General features: G+C 64.5%; 13 protein-coding genes and 2 tRNA genes. 7 read left to right on the plus strand and 8 right to left on the minus strand.

The genetic code is table 11. The features are described from left to right. Positions 1 to 549: 549 nt before the first annotated feature. Genes BSF38_RS05305 through BSF38_RS05315 form a run of 3 tightly spaced genes read left to right on the plus strand, consistent with a single transcriptional unit; the run spans position 550 to position 4,538 of the window. Entirely contained in the window at positions 550 to 1,650 is a 1,101-nt protein-coding gene (locus tag BSF38_RS05305) for a ComEC/Rec2 family competence protein (protein WP_237170747.1), read from the plus strand. Between the two features lie 18 nt (positions 1,651 to 1,668). Next, positions 1,669 to 3,012 carry a M16 family metallopeptidase gene (locus tag BSF38_RS05310; RefSeq protein WP_076343784.1) on the plus strand — a complete coding sequence of 448 codons (1,344 nt, stop codon included), beginning with the start codon at positions 1,669 to 1,671 and terminating at the stop codon, positions 3,010 to 3,012. Continuing rightward, positions 3,012 to 4,538, plus strand: a complete 1,527-nt coding sequence (locus tag BSF38_RS05315; RefSeq protein ID WP_076343785.1) for a M16 family metallopeptidase — start codon at positions 3,012 to 3,014, stop codon at positions 4,536 to 4,538. Before BSF38_RS05310 ends, BSF38_RS05315 begins: the two co-directional genes overlap by 1 nt. Before the next feature lie 16 nt (positions 4,539 to 4,554). Here the strand turns inward: BSF38_RS05315 and BSF38_RS05320 are convergent, their stop codons facing one another. From BSF38_RS05320 to tyrS, 4 genes are all read right to left on the minus strand, one after another. After that, on the minus strand, positions 4,555 to 5,508 hold the full coding sequence (locus BSF38_RS05320; protein ID WP_076343786.1) for a lysophospholipid acyltransferase family protein: 954 nt from the start codon (positions 5,506 to 5,508) through the stop codon (positions 4,555 to 4,557). A 111-nt stretch (positions 5,509 to 5,619) separates the two neighbouring features. After that, positions 5,620 to 6,306: a Uma2 family endonuclease gene (locus BSF38_RS05325; RefSeq protein ID WP_076343787.1), complete on the minus strand. Its 687-nt coding sequence runs from the start codon at positions 6,304 to 6,306 to the stop codon at positions 5,620 to 5,622. 55 nt (positions 6,307 to 6,361) lie between these two features. Continuing rightward, positions 6,362 to 7,435: a Gfo/Idh/MocA family protein gene (locus tag BSF38_RS05330; RefSeq protein ID WP_076343788.1), complete on the minus strand. Its 1,074-nt coding sequence runs from the start codon at positions 7,433 to 7,435 to the stop codon at positions 6,362 to 6,364. 24 nt (positions 7,436 to 7,459) lie between these two features. Continuing rightward, positions 7,460 to 8,677, minus strand: a complete 1,218-nt coding sequence (gene tyrS / locus BSF38_RS05335; protein WP_076343789.1) for a tyrosine--tRNA ligase — start codon at positions 8,675 to 8,677, stop codon at positions 7,460 to 7,462. 199 nt (positions 8,678 to 8,876) lie between these two features. Between tyrS and BSF38_RS05340 the strand changes: the two genes are divergently transcribed. The 3 genes from BSF38_RS05340 (at position 8,877) to BSF38_RS05345 (ending at position 13,153) form a co-directional block, all read left to right on the plus strand. Next, the gene (locus BSF38_RS05340) at positions 8,877 to 10,091 is read left to right on the plus strand and encodes a CPBP family intramembrane glutamic endopeptidase (RefSeq protein ID WP_076343790.1); all 1,215 of its coding nucleotides are present in this window, start codon (positions 8,877 to 8,879) and stop codon (positions 10,089 to 10,091) included. 592 nt (positions 10,092 to 10,683) lie between these two features. After that, the gene (locus BSF38_RS32570) at positions 10,684 to 10,785 is read left to right on the plus strand and encodes an EspF repeat-containing protein (protein ID WP_145952393.1); all 102 of its coding nucleotides are present in this window, start codon (positions 10,684 to 10,686) and stop codon (positions 10,783 to 10,785) included. Between the two features lie 325 nt (positions 10,786 to 11,110). Next, a complete protein-coding gene (locus tag BSF38_RS05345; RefSeq protein ID WP_099092068.1) occupies positions 11,111 to 13,153 on the plus strand; it encodes a glycogen debranching protein in 2,043 nt (680 codons plus the stop codon). A gap of 88 nt (positions 13,154 to 13,241) precedes the next feature. On the opposite strand, the gene BSF38_RS05350 is transcribed toward BSF38_RS05345, so the two are convergent. The 3 genes from BSF38_RS05350 to BSF38_RS05365 all read right to left on the minus strand — a co-directional run bounded on the left by BSF38_RS05350 (position 13,242) and on the right by BSF38_RS05365 (position 13,992). Next, positions 13,242 to 13,314: transfer RNA gene (locus BSF38_RS05350), tRNA-Asn, on the minus strand. Positions 13,315 to 13,585: 271 nt separating this feature from the next. Continuing rightward, a tRNA-Asn gene (locus BSF38_RS05360) sits at positions 13,586 to 13,658 on the minus strand. Between the two features lie 172 nt (positions 13,659 to 13,830). Further along, positions 13,831 to 13,992, minus strand: coding sequence for a type II toxin-antitoxin system antitoxin (locus BSF38_RS05365; RefSeq protein ID WP_076343793.1), 162 nt, complete (start codon positions 13,990 to 13,992; stop codon positions 13,831 to 13,833). A 467-nt stretch (positions 13,993 to 14,459) separates the two neighbouring features. Here BSF38_RS05365 and BSF38_RS05370 point away from each other — a divergent pair, with 467 nt between their 5' ends. After that, a complete protein-coding gene (locus BSF38_RS05370; RefSeq protein ID WP_076343794.1) occupies positions 14,460 to 15,056 on the plus strand; it encodes a GbsR/MarR family transcriptional regulator in 597 nt (198 codons plus the stop codon). Between the two features lie 88 nt (positions 15,057 to 15,144). Here BSF38_RS05370 and BSF38_RS05375 read toward each other — a convergent pair whose 3' ends face one another. Further along, a complete protein-coding gene (locus BSF38_RS05375) occupies positions 15,145 to 16,746 on the minus strand; it encodes a coiled-coil domain-containing protein (RefSeq protein WP_076343795.1) in 1,602 nt (533 codons plus the stop codon). Positions 16,747 to 16,769: the final 23 nt, after the last annotated feature.

The raw sequence follows: 16,769 nt of genomic DNA on the forward strand, positions 1-16,769 counted from the left end.
ACGGTCGGGGGACGGTCGCTCGGCCGATCGATGGCCCGGACAGGGGGCGAGCGGACCCAAATCGAGGGGGTTTTCGGCGCGAACGAAGCCAACGTTAGTAAAATGTCTAAACCATTTTGGATAAAGGAGTTGACGTGCCAAACCCCGAGGTCGGCGGCCGGCGAACGAAGCCAACGACGGCGGGACCGTCGGAGGGCCGCGACGAGGCTTCGAGGCCGTCGAGAGGGGGCAAGGCTCCGGGAGCCGCCGGGGATTTCGGCGCGAACGAAGCCAACGGCGGCGGGACGCTGGGCACGGGGGATGAGGGGCCCGGATCACCTCCAAAGTTCCAGTGCCGTCCACGAACAACCTCCAACCGTGGTCGCGATCGGACAGGCTGGAGATCGAGTTGGAAGCGATTCTCGGACGGCCGCAAAGTCAGTCCTCCGGTCCGATGATCCAAGGGCTTGCTTTCGGCTTCGGGGACGGTGACGATCGGGGGGAACGGCCCTGTCGATGAAGACGGGGGGATGGCCGTCGAACCCGAGGTTTGGAAGCGAGACCGCAGCCATGACGAACCGGCTCAATGTGATGTGGACGTATGTTCTCTGTCGGGCGGCGAGGCCGGCCCTGCTCGCGGTCGCGGTCGCCTTCGGTTGCGCCCCAGCCGGCGCGGTCGAACCCGCCGAGAAGGGGGGCCTGGACATCTACTACATTGACGTGATGGGGGGGGCCGCGACGTTGCTGGTGACCCCCGAGCGCGAGTCGATCCTGATCGACACGGGCTGGCCGGGCGAGAACGATCGCGATCCCAAGCGAATCCTCCACGTCCTCAAGGAGGTGGCCGGCCTCGATCATCTTGACCACCTGGTGACGACCCACTGGCACATGGACCACTTTGGGGGCGTCGAGGGCCTGGCCAAGCGCGTCGAGATCAAGAACTTCTGGGATCGCGGCCTTCCCGAGGACAAGATCGAAGGGCTCGACTTCCCGGACGGCCCCAAGGCCGACGACCCGCTCGGCATCGCCTATCGCGCGGCCTCGAAGGGCAAGCGGAAAACGGTGAAGGCCGGCGATACGCTGCCGCTTCGGGGCGACGTCAAGGCGACCGTCCTTGCGGCGTCGGGACGCGTCGCGCCGGCTCCCGAGAACGCGCCCGCCAACCCGCTTTGCGCCGAGGCGCCGGCCGATCAGGAAGTCGATCCGTCCGACAACGCGCGAAGCGTGGTCGTCCGATTTCGGCTCGGCAAGTTCGACTTCCTCGACTGCGGCGACCTCACCTGGAACGTCGAGAAGGCGCTCGTCTGCCCCCACGACCTGATCGGCACGATCGACCTCTACCAGGTCACGCATCACGGCCTGAGCATCTCGAACAACCCGATCCTGCTGAAGACCATTCAGCCGATCGTCACGATCATGAACAACGGCCCGCGCAAGGGGGGATCGGCCGGCACGGTCGAACGGTTGAAGACGATCCCGTCGATCCAGGCCGCCTACCAGCTCCACCGCAACGCCGAGACCAGCGCCGCCGACAACACCGACCCGTCGTTGATCGTCAACACCGACGAGCAAGGCGGCAAGTTCCTCCATGTCGCGGTCTCGCCCGACGGCTCGCGGTTCCGGGTTCAGTTCGGCGTCGACGGGCCCGAACGGACGTTCGAGTCTCATTGAGCGGAGGCTGAATCTCTTATGAAGTCCATCGTCGTCGCGGCGGTCCTGGCCGCTTTTGTCGTCCCATCGGCCCGGTCCGGCGAGGCCGCCGATGCGCCGGTTTTCGCCTACCCGATCCGCACGACCGTTCTCGACAACGGGCTGGGCGTGGTCTCCGTGCCGTTCGACTCGCCGGGAGTCGTCGCGTACTACACGGTCGTCCGCACGGGCTCGCGCAACGAGGTCGAGCCGGGGCTGTCAGGCTTCGCCCACTTCTTCGAGCACATGATGTTTCGAGGGACCGAGCGGTACTCGCAAGAGCAGTACAACGACGTGCTCAAGTCGCTGGGCGCGGACTCCAACGCGTTCACGACCGACGATTGGACCTGCTACCACATGACGATCCCGGCCTCGGCCCTGGCGACCGCCGTCGACGTCGAGGCCGATCGGTTCCAGAACCTCAAGTACGACGAGGCGGCGTTTCAGAAGGAGGCCCGGGCGGTCCTCGGCGAGTACAACAAGAGCGCCTCGTCGCCGTTCTTGAAGCTTGAGGAAGCGATCTCGAACACGGCCTTCACACGTCATACGTACAAGCACACCACGATCGGCTTCCTGGCCGACGTCAAGGACATGCCGAATCAGTTCGCCTATAGCAAGGTGTTCTTCGACCGCTGGTATCGTCCCGAGAATTGCACCATCGTCGTCGTGGGACAGGTCGATCACGACCAGCTTCTCGGCCTGGCGAAAACCCATTATGGCTCATGGCGCAGGGGGACCGAGAAGGTCGAGATCCCGGTCGAGCCTCCCCAAGCCGAGGCGCGGTCGGTGAAGCTGACCTGGCCGTCGCCGACGCTGCCGATCCTCGCACTGGCCTATCACATTCCGGCCTCCAATCCCGCCGATCCGGACGTGCCGGCCCTCCACGCTCTGAGGGAAGCCGTTTTCGGCGAGACCAGCCCGTTGTACAAGGCGCTGGTGCTTGACGAGCAGAAGGCCGAGAGCCTGCCCGCCTACGCCGACCCGCATCGCGATCCGTCGCTGTTCACGATCCTCGCGCGCGGTCGGAAGCCGGAGGACGTCGTCGAGATCCGCAAGCGGGTCACCGAGGCGGTGGCCGCCGCCGTCAAGACCCCGATCGGCGCGGACCGGCTCAAGGCGATCCAGTCGAACCTGAGGTATCGGTTCGCCGGCGAACTCGACAGCCCCGACGCCGCGGCCCGAGCCGTGGCCGAGTCGATCGCGATCACCGGCAAGCCCGACGCCATGAACACCCTCCACGCCGCGTACGGCCGGCTCACCCCGGCCGATCTTCAGCGCGTCGCGGCTCGCTACTTCACCTCGACGAACGAGACCGCCGTCACCCTGGAGACGGAGAACCCGTGATGCCGTTCAGTTTCCGCCTTCTCCTCCCGGCCGTACTCTGTCTGGTCGTTCCGGCCTGGCGCATCGACGTCCTTGCGGCCGAGCCGCCGAAGCCGACGACGACCGCCGACACCGTAATTGCGTCGTCCGCCGGTCCGCTGGCGGCCTTCCGGTTCGTCTTCCAGGTCGGCTCTCAGGATGATCCCAAGGGTAAGGAAGGGCTCGCCGCGCTCACGGCGGCGATGGTCGCGGAAGGGGGCACCCAGTCGTTGCGGTACGATCAGGTGCTCGAGAAGTTCTACCCGATCGCCGCGGGCCTGAGCGGCAGGTGCCTCAAGGAGGTCTCGGTCTTCTCGGGGACCGTCCACCGCGACAATCTCGGCGTCTACATCCCCCTGGCGACCGAGATGATCGCCTCGCCTCGGTTCGCCCCTGAAGACTTCGACCGGCTCCGCAAGGAAGCCCTCGACTACGTGACGAAGACGCTTCGCGGCGACAACGACGAAGAGCTGGGCAAGTGGACGCTCCAGACCGCCTTGTACGAAGGACATCCGTACGGCCATCCCGATCGCGGCACGGTCGCGGGCCTCAACGCGATCACGCTCGCCGATGTGAAGGCGTTTCATCGCGACCGCTACACCCGCCAGGCCCTGTGCGCGGCCCTGGCCGGCGCCGTCGACGAGTCGACCTCGGCGCAGGTCGAAATGGGGCTCGCTCCGTTGCCTCGCGAGGGGGCCGGACGCGGTCCGGAGCTTCCTCCGGTCAAGCCGACGGTCGGTCTGGACGTCACGATCGTCGGCAAGGCCGCGGAGTCGACGGCCATCTCGATCGGGTTCCCGATCAACGTCACCTGGGCCGACGACGACTTCTACGCGCTCGCCGTGGCCAACTCGTACCTGGGCGAGCACCGGACGTTCAACGGCAAGCTGATGCAAGACTTACGCGGTCACCGCGGCCTGAATTACGGCGACTATTCGTACATCGAGGACTTCATCCAGGAAGGCTCGAGCACGTTCGCGATCCCCAACAATCCCCGCCGGCAGCAGTATTTCTCGATCTGGATCCGGCCGGTCCCGCGCGACAAGGCCGTCTTCGCCCTTCGCGCGGGCCTCTGGGAGCTGGACCGGCTGGTCGATAAGGGGATGAGCCCGGAAGATTTCGAGTCGACGCGGTCGTTCCTGCTCAACTACAGCAAGCTCTGGGGCCAGACGCTTTCGAGGCGGCTCGGTTATCTGGTCGAAGGGCGGCGATACGGTCGCAAGGATCTCATCGCCGAGCTGGCCGAGCGGCTTCCGAAACTGACCGTCGAACAGGTCAACGCGGCCGTCCGAAAGCATCTGAAACCGCCGGGCATGAAGGTCGCGATCGTCGATTTGAGCCCCGACGACCTGCGACGCGTTCTCATGTCGGGCGATCAGACGCCGATCACGTATGACACGCAAGGCACCCCCGCGAACATCCTGGCCGAAGACAAGCAGATCGCCGTCTTCCCGCTCCCGAACGTCCGCGTCCGAATCGTGCCCGCGTCTCAGATGTTCGAGAAGTAGAACGTTGATGCGACCCTCAGCCTGGGATCATCTCCTGCGCCTTGGCCGGTTTCTTCCGGGCCGTCGGCTGATGCTTCCAGCGACGGTGAAGCCAGAGGTACTGGGTGGGATCGCGACGGATGAGGTCTTCGAGCGCGCTCGTGTAGCGCTGAGTGAGCAGCTTGACGTCGTCGGCTCCGCCCGAGAGTTCGCTGGGCTGGATGATCTCGGCGCATCGAAGCTCGTACCGAAACCCGGGGCCGATCCGCCGGGCCACGCCGACCATGATCGGCGCGTTGTGCTCGATGGCCAGCAAGGCGATGGCCTTGTGCGTCGAGGCCTGCCGGCCGAAGAAGTCGACGAACATCCCGCGCTGGCCCGCGTCCTGGTCGGCGAGCATCGACAGCGGCTTGTTCGTCTGGAGCACCTCGACGATCTGGTCGTAACCGCCGGCCTTGGGAATCATCCGCTGGCCGGTCTGTTCGCGGAACGAGCGGAGGTAGCGGTCGAGGTACGGGTTGTCGAGCGCCCGGGCGACGGAGTAGGTCGGGAACCCGAAGAGCCCGAAGACGTAGCCGGCCATCTCCCAGTTGCCGTAATGGCCGCTCAAGAGAATCATCGGCTCGTTCGAGAGCATCCGTTCGAGGATCGGCTCGTGGCCCACCAGCGTGATGTACTTGCGATAGTTCGCCAGGTTGATCGTCTTCGGCGTGTGGAAGATCTCCATGAGCATCATGCAGAAGTGGCGGTAGACCCCGCGGACCATCTGGTCGCGGTCGGCATCGGTCATCTGCTCGCCGTACGCCAGCCGCAGGTTGTCGAGCCCTACTTGGCGGTGTCGCTTGTCGACCTTGTACATCACCCAAGCCAGGAGCCGCGCCAGCGCGTAGGCCTGGGCGATCGGCAGCGCCTGGGCGAAGACGACGATCGCCCGGACCGCCAGGTAGACGACATAATCGAGCCAGGGACGCTTGACCTTGTGGCGAGGCATCGGCGGTCACTCCATTGACCAGTACTTCACGGCGCAGGCTTCGGGGAGTATGTCGACGACGACGCAAGCCGTCAAGGCCCGCTGAGCATGCAAGCGGGCGTGAAGACCGCGTCAGTCGACGTCGATACCCAGCTCTCGAAGCTTCGCCGCCAGTCGATCCGCCCGCTCGCGTTCGCGATCACGTTCTCGTGCCGCCGCATCGCGTTCGCGGACCGCCCTATTCCGTTCCTCTCCCAGTTCCTGAAAGGTGAGGAACGGCCGGCCGTCGGGGTAGCGGATGGTCATGGGAGCGGTGGAGCAATCGAAGCGGATCTTCAAGAGGGGGCTGGTCCAGCCGCTGACGTCGTCGATCGCGGCGAGTTCGCCGCCGCTGCGGCGATAGCCTTTGAGGACGTCTTTGTTGGGATCGTAGAGGTAATATTCCTGGACGCCGTACCGGTCGTAGAATTCGAGGTTGCGTCGCATTTCGCCGGCGCGGTTGCCGGGGGAGAGGACCTCGAAGACGACCTGGGGGGCGACTCCCCCTTCCTCCCACTGCTTGTACGAGCCGCGATAGCCTTTGGGGCGTCCGATGGCGACCAGGGCGTCGGGGGCGGTGCGGATGTTGGGATGGCCCTCGACGGCGTACCAGAGCAGGTCGCCGGCGACGAAGACGTCGGGGCGATCGGCGAAGAGGAGTTCGAGGTTGCCTTCGATGGTGACGATCCACTGATACTGGAGCGTATTGTCGGCTAGCCGCCGGCCATCGCGGTCGGGATACACGATTGCGCGGGGCGCGGATTTGGGGATTCGGCTCATGGCTCGGCCTTCTCGATCGCGATCCGGTCGAATCGACGATTGCGGTATCCCACTGTCACTGGTCAGCGTCGTTCTCCAGGGGGAGCTGGATCGCGCGGCCGGCGAGGGCGGATTGGTAGATCGCGCGGATGATCTCGACCGACTTGCGGCCCTCGCGGCCGTCGACCAGAGGGGGACGGCCGACGTCGATCGCTTCGAGGAAATCGACGAGCTGGTCGCGGTGGCCGATGTGCGAGATCCCTCGGGGATCGCTGGCGCCGGAATTGAGGGCCGATCGGCCGGCGATCGCCGCGGTGAGCGCGTGGTCGCTGGGGACTTTCTCCTGGAACTCCCAGAGCGTGACGTCGTCTTGCTCGACGCGGGCCGAGCCGCGATCGCCGTGGATCTCGGTCCGCTTGAGCAATCCCGGATAGGCGCTCGTGGCGGCTTCGAGAACCCCCAGCGCGCCGTTCTTGAAGCGAAGGGCGGCCACAGCCGTGTCTTCGACCTCGATGCGGACGTGGGCCAGGGTCGCGGTGTGCGCGACGATCGAGTCGACGTCGCCCATCAGCCAGTAGAGCAAGTCGACGTTGTGGATCGCCTGGTTCATCAGAGCGCCGCCGCCGTCGAGGTTCCAGGTCCCACGCCAGCCTCCCGAATCGTAATAGTCCTGGGACCGCCACCATTTGACGTGGGTGTCGCCGAGCGTCAGACGGCCGAATCGGCCACCTTCGACGGCCTCTTTCAGACGCAGGTTGGCGGGGGAGAACCGCGACGGGAAGATCGTGCAGAGCCGGACGCCGGCCTCGTCGCAAGCGTCGATGATCGCGTCGCAGCGGGCGAGGTTGATCTCCAGCGGCTTCTCGACGACGACGTGCTTGCCCGCCCGAGCCGCCTGCACGGCGGGCTCCTTGTGCGCTCCGCTGGGGGTGCAGATGCAGACCACGTCGAGGCCGGGATGCTTGAGCATGGCGTCGAGGTCGTCGTAGATCTGGCATTGGTGGCCCGCGAGGCCGGCGATCTTCTCACCGTTCGCCTTCGAACGGCTGAACGCCGCCACGACCTGGGCGTTCTCGATCTCGTTGATCGCGCGCGTATGAAACTCGGCGATCATCCCGCACCCGACGATGCCGAACCCGTGCTGAGCCATGCTGTTCACCGTGGAAGAGGGAATTTACACCAGGCGGACGCGTGCGATCTTCCGCTTGCCGACCCGGACGATCAGGCCGTCGCTGACATAGACCGAAGCCTTGGGCTCGCGAATGATCTCGCGGTTGGGGCCGACGTTGAAGCCGCCTTGCTCGATCACCCGTCGCGCGTTCGAGGTGGTCGCTTCCAGGCCAAGTTCCTTGATGAGCGTCGGCGCCGCGATCTTGCCTTCGTGGTCGAGCTTGTCGGTCGCGAGGAAGGCGTCGGGGATGTCCTCGGGGTCCTCGCCCGACGACCGGCGACGGAACTCGGCGGCGGCGCGATCCGCCGCCTCCTCGCCGTGATACTGAGCGACGATCGCCTTGCCGAGAATCTCCTTCGAATCCCTGGGATTCGCGCCGGGCGCGAGGGCCGCCTTGATCGCGTCGCCCGGCAGGTTGGTCAGGAGCGTGAAATACTGGGCCATCGGCTCATCGGGGATGCTCATCACCTTGCCGAACTGGTTCTCCGCGCTCTCGGCCACGCCGATGTAATTGCCCAGGCTCTTGCCCATCCGGCGGACGCCGTCGGTGCCGACGAGGATCGGCATCGTCATGGCCGTCTGCGGCTCCTGACCGCGCGTCGCCTGAAGCTGACGGGCCACCATGAGGCTGAAAAGCTGCTCGGTGCCCCCCAACTCGACGTCGGCCTTGATCTCGACCGAGTCCCAGCCCTGCATCAGGGGGTAAAGGCATTCGTGGAGATAGACCGGCTTCTCGGCGGCGATCCGCTTGGCGAAATCTTCCCGGGCCGAGATCTGGCCGAGCGTCATGTTCCGCATCAGGTCGAGGACGTCGAGGAACGACCACTTGCCGAACCAGTCGCTGTTATGGTGGACCTCGGCCTTGTCGAGGTCGATGATCCGGCCGACCTGCTTGAGGTAGTCGCGGGCGTTGGCTTCGACCTGCTCCATGGTGAGGGTCGACCGGGTCTCGTCGCGACCCGAGGGGTCGCCCACGATGGCCGTGTAATTGCCGATGATGACGACCGCCGTGTGGCCGAGGTCCTGAAACTGCCTGAGCTTCCGGAGCGGCACCGTGTGGCCGAGATGGACGTCGATGCCGGTCGGATCGATGCCGTACTTGACGCGCAACGGCCGGTTCTCGCGGACCGAGCGCTCCAGCTTCTTGAGGAAATCGGCTTCGGGAACGATCTGCTCGACCCCGCGACGGAGGATCTCGAGCTGACTGGCGACGTCCTGCATCGGTTCGCTAGGCTCCAGGAGCGGCATCGCTTCTTGCGTGGAGGCCGCCCGAAAAAAATCCCGAATCCCTGTTCGTGGTCCGCCGATTCTAGAGCCGTGAGCCAATCTCGACAAGGTGGCCGAAACCCGTCGAGGTGGATACGATCCAGCTACAAGGGTCTTCGAACGCACCCCGCCTTCCCTGCCCGCGCGAGGTTCCATGTCGCTACCGCATCTCGACGAGTTCGTGCTGTTCGTGCTCACCGGCCTCGTCATGGCGATCCTGCTGGCCGTGCTCGGCCTCTGGGCGTGGGCGATTTCGAAGCTCCTGCGAGGCGATCCCCTGCTCTCCCGGACGCCCATCCTGCCCATCCGGCCAGCGCGATGGGGCGGGCGGACGGTTTTCGCCGTGATCCTCCTGTATATCGGTGCGAACCTCGTCGTGGGTCTGGGATTCGGCGCGGCGACGGGTTTCCGTCGCCCCGCGCCGACGCCGGAACAAGCGACGGCCGCCGCGACCGACGACGGACCGCCCGACGATCGACTTGCTCCCGATGAAAAGGAAGACGAGCACCACGCCCCGCGGTCGCCTTTCAACGCCATGCTGTTGAATTCGCTCGCGAACCTCCTTTTCGTGGTCATGCTGCCCATGTTCCTCCATCGAGCGGCGGGCGTCGCGATTTCAGAGCTGGGATTCTCGTGGAAGGAATGGCCGCGTCAGGTCTCGGTCGGAGCGATCGCCGCGCTCTTGACTGTCCCGGTCGTGTACGCCGTTCAGGGGCTTGCCGTCCAACTGTGGAACGTTCGCGAGCATCCCGTTCAGCAAATGATGGCCGATCAGATGACCCCCGGCGTGGCCGCTCTGGCCTTCGTCTCGACCGTCTTTCTCGCGCCGCTGGTCGAGGAAAGCCTCTTTCGAGGCGTCTTGCTGGGCTGGTTGACCCGGATCTTCACGGCGGCCTCGCCCTCACCCGAACCCGGTCCGAAGCCCGAGGGCCGAGACGAGCCACCGACCGCCACATTGGAATCCCCCATGCTGGGCGAGTCGGACCCCGGCGCGAGCCCCACGGATATCGCCCCCGTCGCCATCGCTCCCGCCCCTGGCGTGGACGGCCCGAGTCGCCCCAACGCGGTTTGCCTCCCGGCGGTCGTCGTGGCTTCCTTGCTGTTCGCCGGGATGCATGCGCCCCAGTGGCCGGCGCCGGTCGGGATCTTCCTTCTATCCATGGTTCTCGGCGTCGTCTTCCAGCGAACGGGAAGTCTGCTGTCCGTCATGGTCTTGCATGGCGTGTTCAATGGTTGCAGTACTCTCCTGCTCCTTCAGGGCTTGCTGGCGCGTTCGGTTCAAGACCTGAAGCCGACGGTCCCCAAGTTCGCGCCTCCTCTGGAGCCGGCGGTTCGTGGGTTGATCGACTGGTGGTCGTACTTCTTTTGACCATTTCGACGATCTCCGAGCACGGGGGGAATCGGTGAGCTAAATTGGGCTTTCAGGCGAGAAAAGCCTGAGTTTTCACGGTTCCAGGCGGCAGCCGACGAGGATTCACGACGGCGGTCGCAAAAGTGGGAACAACAAGGCTTTTTTCCTAGACGGGCCGTGACCCGACTGATAGATTTTGTGTGGATGAGTCGAGAAACCGCAGACCGCTGAATACGAGATGAGACGGACCCGAGCGGAGGTCGTGCGGCTCCCATCCGCCCGAACGTGAGTCGTTCCGGGTGAAGAAATAGCTGAACTCGTCCGATTGTGATAGGGGCAGAATCGGCTGGGTCGGGCGATAGACTCGCGCGATCTCGTGGGTGCAGGCGCAAGACGCCTTGCAAGCTGTCATCCGGGTGGACGCATCGCCCGTGGAATTTGCGATGGATGGAGACGTTCATCGCCATTTGCCAGGAATGGCGACGTCGTGAGGGATACGTGTTTCTCACGGCCCAAGGGAATGGTAGAGCGTGGACCTACTGTTGAGGGTCGCGTTTCTGCTTGGGGGAGTTTCTTTCGATGAGCGAAGAGAACTGTAAAAAGTCCGCACCTGTGCACGCCGGTTTCGAATGGGCCGGTGCCGTCGCCCGGGTTCGTCGAGGAGGCAAGTCGACCCGCGCCGGACGTCGAGCCGCGTTACTGGGGATGTTGACCGCCACCTACGCCAACTCGTCGCGAGGCGGCCGAAGCAGTGATCGTCAAGGCTCCGAACGCTGAGCAAACCGCAGCTGCCGGCCCGGGGCCCCGCGTTGGATCGACCGACGACCGCTGGGCTTCCGAGCCCTCAGGCCAGCCTCGAACACGCATCTTCCTCTCGCCGAACGGTTTCTCCGACACAACTCGGATGAAATAGTTCGGCTTTCTTTTTTGGCCTCTCGTCCCAGGCGGACGCGTCAACGGAAGGACCTCAGACGATTTCGACGACATCCCCCAAGCTGGACTCGCGAGAGTATCGATTCCAGGATCGAATCTTGAACGTGGGGCGAGGACGCCCGTTGCCCCTGGGCGCCACGCCGATGCCGGACGGCGTCAATTTCTCGCTGATCTGCCGGCACGGCACGGCGGTTTGGCTGGTGCTCGGCGAACCCTGCGATCCCGGCTTCGAAACGGAGATCCCGCTCGACGCGCTGGCCAATCGCACAGGCGACCACTGGCATGTGCGAGTCGAAGGCTTGCCCGAGGAATTCTGCTACGGCTACCGCGTCGACGGCCCGGCGGGGAATGGCTACCGGTTCAACCCCAGCATCATCCTGCTCGACCCCTACGCTCGCACGCTTTCGTGCGGGCGTCCCTGGGGGGGGCAGTCCGACTTTTCGCGCCGCAGCCTCGTGAACGAGGCGATGGTCGAGCGCGAGGGGGTCGTGAGCCCTCGGATTCCCCTGGAAGACACGATCATCTACGAGCTCCACGTCCGCGGCTACACGATCGATCCCAGCTCGGGAGTGCGGCGACCTGGGACGTTCAGGGGGCTCGCGGAGAAGCTCGACTACCTCCAGTGGCTGGGCGTGACCGCCGTCGAACTGTTGCCGGTCGACGAGTTCGACGAGAACGACTGCGCGTTCGTCAATCCGTTCACCGGCGAGCGGCTGAAGAACTTCTGGGGATACAACACTATCGCATTCTCGGCCCCAAAGGCCGCGTACGCGTCGAATCCGGGGCGGATGGAGGTCTGGGAAGAATTCTGCGAGTTGGTCGACGTCTTCCACCGCGGCGGCGTCGAGGTGATCCTTGACATCGTCTTCAATCACACGGCTGAAGGGGGCGACAACGGGCCGACCTACAGCTTCCGAGGGCTCGACAACCCGCTCTACTACATGCTCGACGACCGCGGCAACTACCTGAACTATTCGGGGTGCGGCAACACTCTCAGCAGCGATAATCCGGTCGTTCGCAACTTCCTACTCACCTGCCTGAGCAACTGGGTGGCCGAGGCGGGCGTGGACGGCTTCCGGTTCGACCTGGCTTCGGTTCTGGGCCGCGACCGACGCGGGAACGTGCTGGTCGATCCTCCGGCGATCAACCGGATCTCCGAGGACGCGCTGCTCCACGGGACCAAGCTGATCGCCGAGCCCTGGGACGCGGCCGGACTCTACCAGGTGGGCACCTTCCCCGGAGGGGGCCGCTGGGCCGACTGGAACGGCCGCTATCGCGACGACGTCCGACGGTTCTGGAAGGGCGAACCAGGCCTGACCTCCGCGCTCGCGACGCGGCTCTGCGGCAGTGACGATCTCTATACGGGTCGCGGCCCGTTGCATTCGATCAACTTCCTCTCCTGCCACGATGGATTCACGCTCGCCGATCTCGTCTCGTACGACCACAAGCACAACGAGGCCAACGGCGAGGGGAACCACGACGGCAACGACGCCAACCTGAGCTGGAACTGCGGCGTCGAGGGGCCGACCGACGACCCGGTCGTCAATCGCCTGCGCGCGCGGCAGGTCCGCAACCTGATGGCCACACTGCTGGTCTCTCAGGGCGTGCCGATGATTCTGGGGGGCGACGAGTTCCTCCGAACCCAGGGGGGCAACAACAACGCCTGGTGCCAGGACAACGAAACGAGCTGGGTCGACTGGTCGTTCGGGGAGAAGAACGGCGGCTTCTTGCGGTTCGTGCACCGAATGATCGCCCTGCGCAAGGCCCACCCCGTCTTCCGACGCCGAACCTTCTTCACCGGGGCCGACTCTGGCCAGCCCCCGGAGATCCTCTGGCACGGTGAGGAGCCGGTGCGTCCCGACTTCTCGGCCTCCAGCCAGGCGCTGGCGTTCGCGCTGGACGGCCGGCGGTGCGACCGGCCGGGCGTCGTCGATCGCGACTTCTACGTCGCCATGAACGCCGGCGGCCGCGCGCTCGAGTTCAAGATTCCCGCCTCGCCCTCAGGCCGCCCCTGGCGCCGCCTGGTCGATACCTCGCTGCCGTCGCCCGACGACTTCCTGGAGACCGACCAAGGGCCGGAGATCCCGGTCCTTTACTCGTACCTGGTCGAGAGCCATTCCCTGATCATTCTGGAGTCGGCGGAATGACGTCGGGTGCGGTGCGGCCGGGAGGAATGACAAAGGCCCCGCGTCGCCGCGGGGCCTTTGAGCAAGAACGGTCTCGACTTCGAGTAAGCTCCCCGACAAGGACTCGAACCTTGAACCTAGCGGTTAACAGCCGCTCGCTCTACCGATTGAGCTATCGGGGAATACGCCCCAGAGAGTACCGCTTTCCCGCCTCGCCCTCAGGCCGCCCCTGGCGCCGCCTGGTCGATACCTCGCTGCCGTCGCCCGACGACTTCCTGGAGACCGACCAAGGGCCGGAGATCCCGGTCCTTTACTCGTACCTGGTCGAGAGCCATTCCCTGATCATTCTGGAGTCGGCGGAATGACGTCGGGTGCGGTGCGGCCGGGAGGAATGACAAAGGCCCTGCGTCGTCGCGGGGCCTTTGAGCAAGAACGGTCTCGACTTCGAGTAAGCTCCCCGACAAGGACTCGAACCTTGAACCTAGCGGTTAACAGCCGCTCGCTCTACCGATTGAGCTATCGGGGAATACGCCCCAGAGAATACCGCCGAAGGCGGGTGGACTCAAGGGCAGTTTAAGAAAAACATTCGGTTGGACATGCGAAACTCAGCACATACTTCGATAGCGGCGATCGCGAGGCGTGATCGCCGTCGAGATTCAGCTTCCCGAACGCGGAACGCCGACTGCTCGGCGTCCGGTTCAGGAAGCTGGCTGCGCCTTGTCGTGCTGTTCGATAGCCTTCTCAAGGATACCCACGATCAGCGCATTGAGCGAGGCCTTGTCCGCTTTCGCCCAGCTTGCGAGCTGTTCGTGAAGCAGGGGAGGCATCCGGATCTGGAAGTGAACGACTGTCTCAGGCATGGAATCAACTCCTCAATGGCAAACGGACCCGCACACTACGTCAAGCCGTCGGGTACCACCGGCCGACCGTCACGGCGAAGCCGAGATAATCGGGGCATGCATGGGCATTATACCCGATATCACGATCTAGCTTTCATGGTTTTCGGCGAGAGGGGGTCGTTTCACCGATCTCTATTCTGTGCGATTGTAGACTAGATGCAAGATGCATTCAGCAAGACGGCTTGCAAATTACTTCGCCGCGCCGTGACAAAAGGAACTACGAGGACCGATGATGCGGCCGAGTCGTCCGCCGTAAGTGTGAGGCCGGGCGTGCTACCATAGCGGCGATGTTGCATGAAAGCGACGGCAAATATTGAGGTCTTGAGGCGGCGTCGACGCTCGCCTACGCTCCTTTTTGACGAATGCGATCGGTCCGGATGACGTTTGGTTTGACGTCGACCTGTTGCGTTCGAGGTTGCAGGAAGTCTATGGATCAATCACTCACTCCTGAGAAGCCCGACGGCCTTCCCGCTTCCCCGAGCGCCGTGGCATTGATCCGCAAATTTGTGGAGCATTGGGGCATGATGGCCCGCGCCTGGGGCATCAACGCGACCATGGGGGAACTGTTCGCCCTGCTTTACATTACCGGCGACGACTGGACCGCAGAGGATCTCAGGAGCTGGCTGAAGGTCTCTCGCGGCAACGTGAGCATGAACCTCCGCGAGCTTCTGGCCTGGGGCGTCGTCCGCAAGAGCCATCGCGCCGGCGAGCGCCGTGAGTTGTATCGAGCGGAGACCGACGTATGGACCTTGTTCCGACGGATCTTGACCGAGCGCAAGCGGCGCGAGCTTGATCCCACCCTCACCGTGCTCGACAGCCTGGTTCAGCTTTCGGAGGACGATCCCGAGTTGGGCGAGCTGCGAGCCCGGGTCGAGCCGCTCCGTCAGTTCTTCGGGATGATCGACGGGCTGTCCGTGCGGCTGATGGCGCTCGAGTCGCGTGACATCATCGAGCTGAGCGAGATTCTCGCCATGGACGAACCTGCTCCCCCCGACCGCCCCAAGGAACCCGGCGGTCCCGTTTGAGCTTCGAAAAGCCGACGCCCCTTGCGACGGGGTCGCAAGGGGCGTCGACGAGCATTAGAGGCGGGTTCCGGGATCCGAACGAGCGGGGTTACTTCGGCTGGGCCGCTTCCGGCTCCGGCTCCGGTTGCTTCGCGTCGTCGGAGCGAAGCTCCTCGCGTTTGGCGGCCTCGGCGGCCTTCTGTGCGTCGTTGAGGGTTTTCTTCTCGGTGAGGCGCTTGAGCGCCCGGCTGTTGATCCCTTCGGCTCGTCCGACGATGGGAGCGTTCATGTCGTAGCCGAGGTAGGACAGCAGCCGGCCGATCTCGATCGGCCTGGAGCCGTTCTGACGCGCTTCCTTGATCATCTCGCCGCGTCGTTTGTCGTAGCCCGCCTGCTGGGCGAGCGTCGTTTCGGACTCCTTCGTGTAGACGTCGCGAAGCGGCGTGCGTTCGTCGACGACGTACCAACTGACCCGGGCGGTGAGCTTGCCCGATTCGCGGCCGGCGTTGGGGGGCGGGAGGTCGTAATCGACGGTTCCGCCGGCGTCCTCGATCATCTTCTTGAGGTCGTCCCGGTCGTCCTTGCCGTCGCGATTCATGTCGATCTTGCCGATCAACGCGAACCGCATCGGGTCGTCGGGCGACCAGGCGGGCGAGTAGACGATGTCGCCGATGCGTAGCGGCTCGATCGGATTGTAGGTTTTGATGATCCGGGCGATGCTGTGCTGATCGCCGACCTGGGTCAACTCGATGATGCCCTTGGGCTTCTCGGTCGGAACGCCTGAAGAGTTGGCGTCGAAAATGGTCATCTTCATTTGCGGCCGGGCACCCTGGCGACGGTTCACGTCGAGCTGGACCTCGTTGCGATCGAAGTCGACGTAGGTCAGGTGGCCGTCGGGACGATCAAGCACCGTCTCGCGGAGGTCGAGCTGAGCGCGCTGCTCGCGTAGAATAGAGGTCAGCAGCTCGCCCTTGCGGGCGTTCTCTTCCGTCTGCTGTCGGTTCTGCGCGGCCAGGTTGGCTAGTTCGGTCTTGGTCTGGTCGAGTTCGGTGGTGAGTTGGTCGACCTTGCCGAGCAAGGTCCTCCTCTCCTGATCGTGTTTCTCGTGCTCGGCCTGGAGGTCGGTCTTGCTGTCGGTCGCCGCCTTGGACTGGACGTCGATCTGCTGCTTCGACACGCTGGTGGACGATTCCAGGCTGTTCCGGAGCGCCAAGTAGTTGACGGTCAGCTCGCTGTCGACCAGGGCCGTGCTTTCGAGGAGTTCGAGCAGGCGGTCGAGGGCCGAGATGTAGTTTTTGTTGGGCTCGTTGCCGTACGAGGCGACGAGCTGCTGGATCTTCTGCTTGGCTTCCTCGAGTTCCGTCCCTTGCGCCCCGGCCCCTTGAGCCTTGGTCAGAGCGGCGTTGATCGAGTTGGCAATGCCGGCCAGGCGGTCGTTCACCTTCTTGAAGTGGCCGTCGACCTCGGCCTTCGCCGCGTCGAATTCCTCGCCGCGAGTGCCGACGTACTTGCGAAACTCATCGTATTGATTGGTTGCCTCGCTCGCAGCGCGCTGAGACTTGGAGGCTTTCTCCGTCTCCGATTGCAACAGGCCTTCGGTGCGCGAGTACGACGAGTACAGAAAATATGACGTGACGGCCAGGATGACCGTCAATGTCACGAACGCCGCGACGGCGATCTTGAGACCCTGGGATTCGTTAGCGGCGGCCATAAATCATTACTCCCTCCGAGCGG

It is taken from the genome of Paludisphaera borealis, from assembly GCF_001956985.1.
GTDB lineage: Bacteria > Planctomycetota > Planctomycetia > Isosphaerales > Isosphaeraceae > Paludisphaera > Paludisphaera borealis.

What these genes read in the sequence shown, in the direction of transcription:
- BSF38_RS05305 (WP_237170747.1), top strand. Translation starts at nt 550, where the DNA reads ATGACGAACCGGCTCAATGTGATGTGGACGTATGTTCTCTGTCGGGCG.
- BSF38_RS05310 (WP_076343784.1), top strand. Translation starts at nt 1,669, where the DNA reads ATGAAGTCCATCGTCGTCGCGGCGGTCCTGGCCGCTTTTGTCGTCCCA.
- BSF38_RS05315 (WP_076343785.1), top strand. Translation starts at nt 3,012, where the DNA reads ATGCCGTTCAGTTTCCGCCTTCTCCTCCCGGCCGTACTCTGTCTGGTC.
- BSF38_RS05320 (WP_076343786.1), bottom strand. Translation starts at nt 5,508, where the DNA reads ATGCCTCGCCACAAGGTCAAGCGTCCCTGGCTCGATTATGTCGTCTAC.
- BSF38_RS05325 (WP_076343787.1), bottom strand. Translation starts at nt 6,306, where the DNA reads ATGAGCCGAATCCCCAAATCCGCGCCCCGCGCAATCGTGTATCCCGAC.
- BSF38_RS05330 (WP_076343788.1), bottom strand. Translation starts at nt 7,435, where the DNA reads ATGGCTCAGCACGGGTTCGGCATCGTCGGGTGCGGGATGATCGCCGAG.
- tyrS (WP_076343789.1), bottom strand. Translation starts at nt 8,677, where the DNA reads ATGCAGGACGTCGCCAGTCAGCTCGAGATCCTCCGTCGCGGGGTCGAG.
- BSF38_RS05340 (WP_076343790.1), top strand. Translation starts at nt 8,877, where the DNA reads ATGTCGCTACCGCATCTCGACGAGTTCGTGCTGTTCGTGCTCACCGGC.
- BSF38_RS05365 (WP_076343793.1), bottom strand. Translation starts at nt 13,992, where the DNA reads ATGCCTGAGACAGTCGTTCACTTCCAGATCCGGATGCCTCCCCTGCTT.
- BSF38_RS05370 (WP_076343794.1), top strand. Translation starts at nt 14,460, where the DNA reads ATGGATCAATCACTCACTCCTGAGAAGCCCGACGGCCTTCCCGCTTCC.
- BSF38_RS05375 (WP_076343795.1), bottom strand. Translation starts at nt 16,746, where the DNA reads ATGGCCGCCGCTAACGAATCCCAGGGTCTCAAGATCGCCGTCGCGGCG.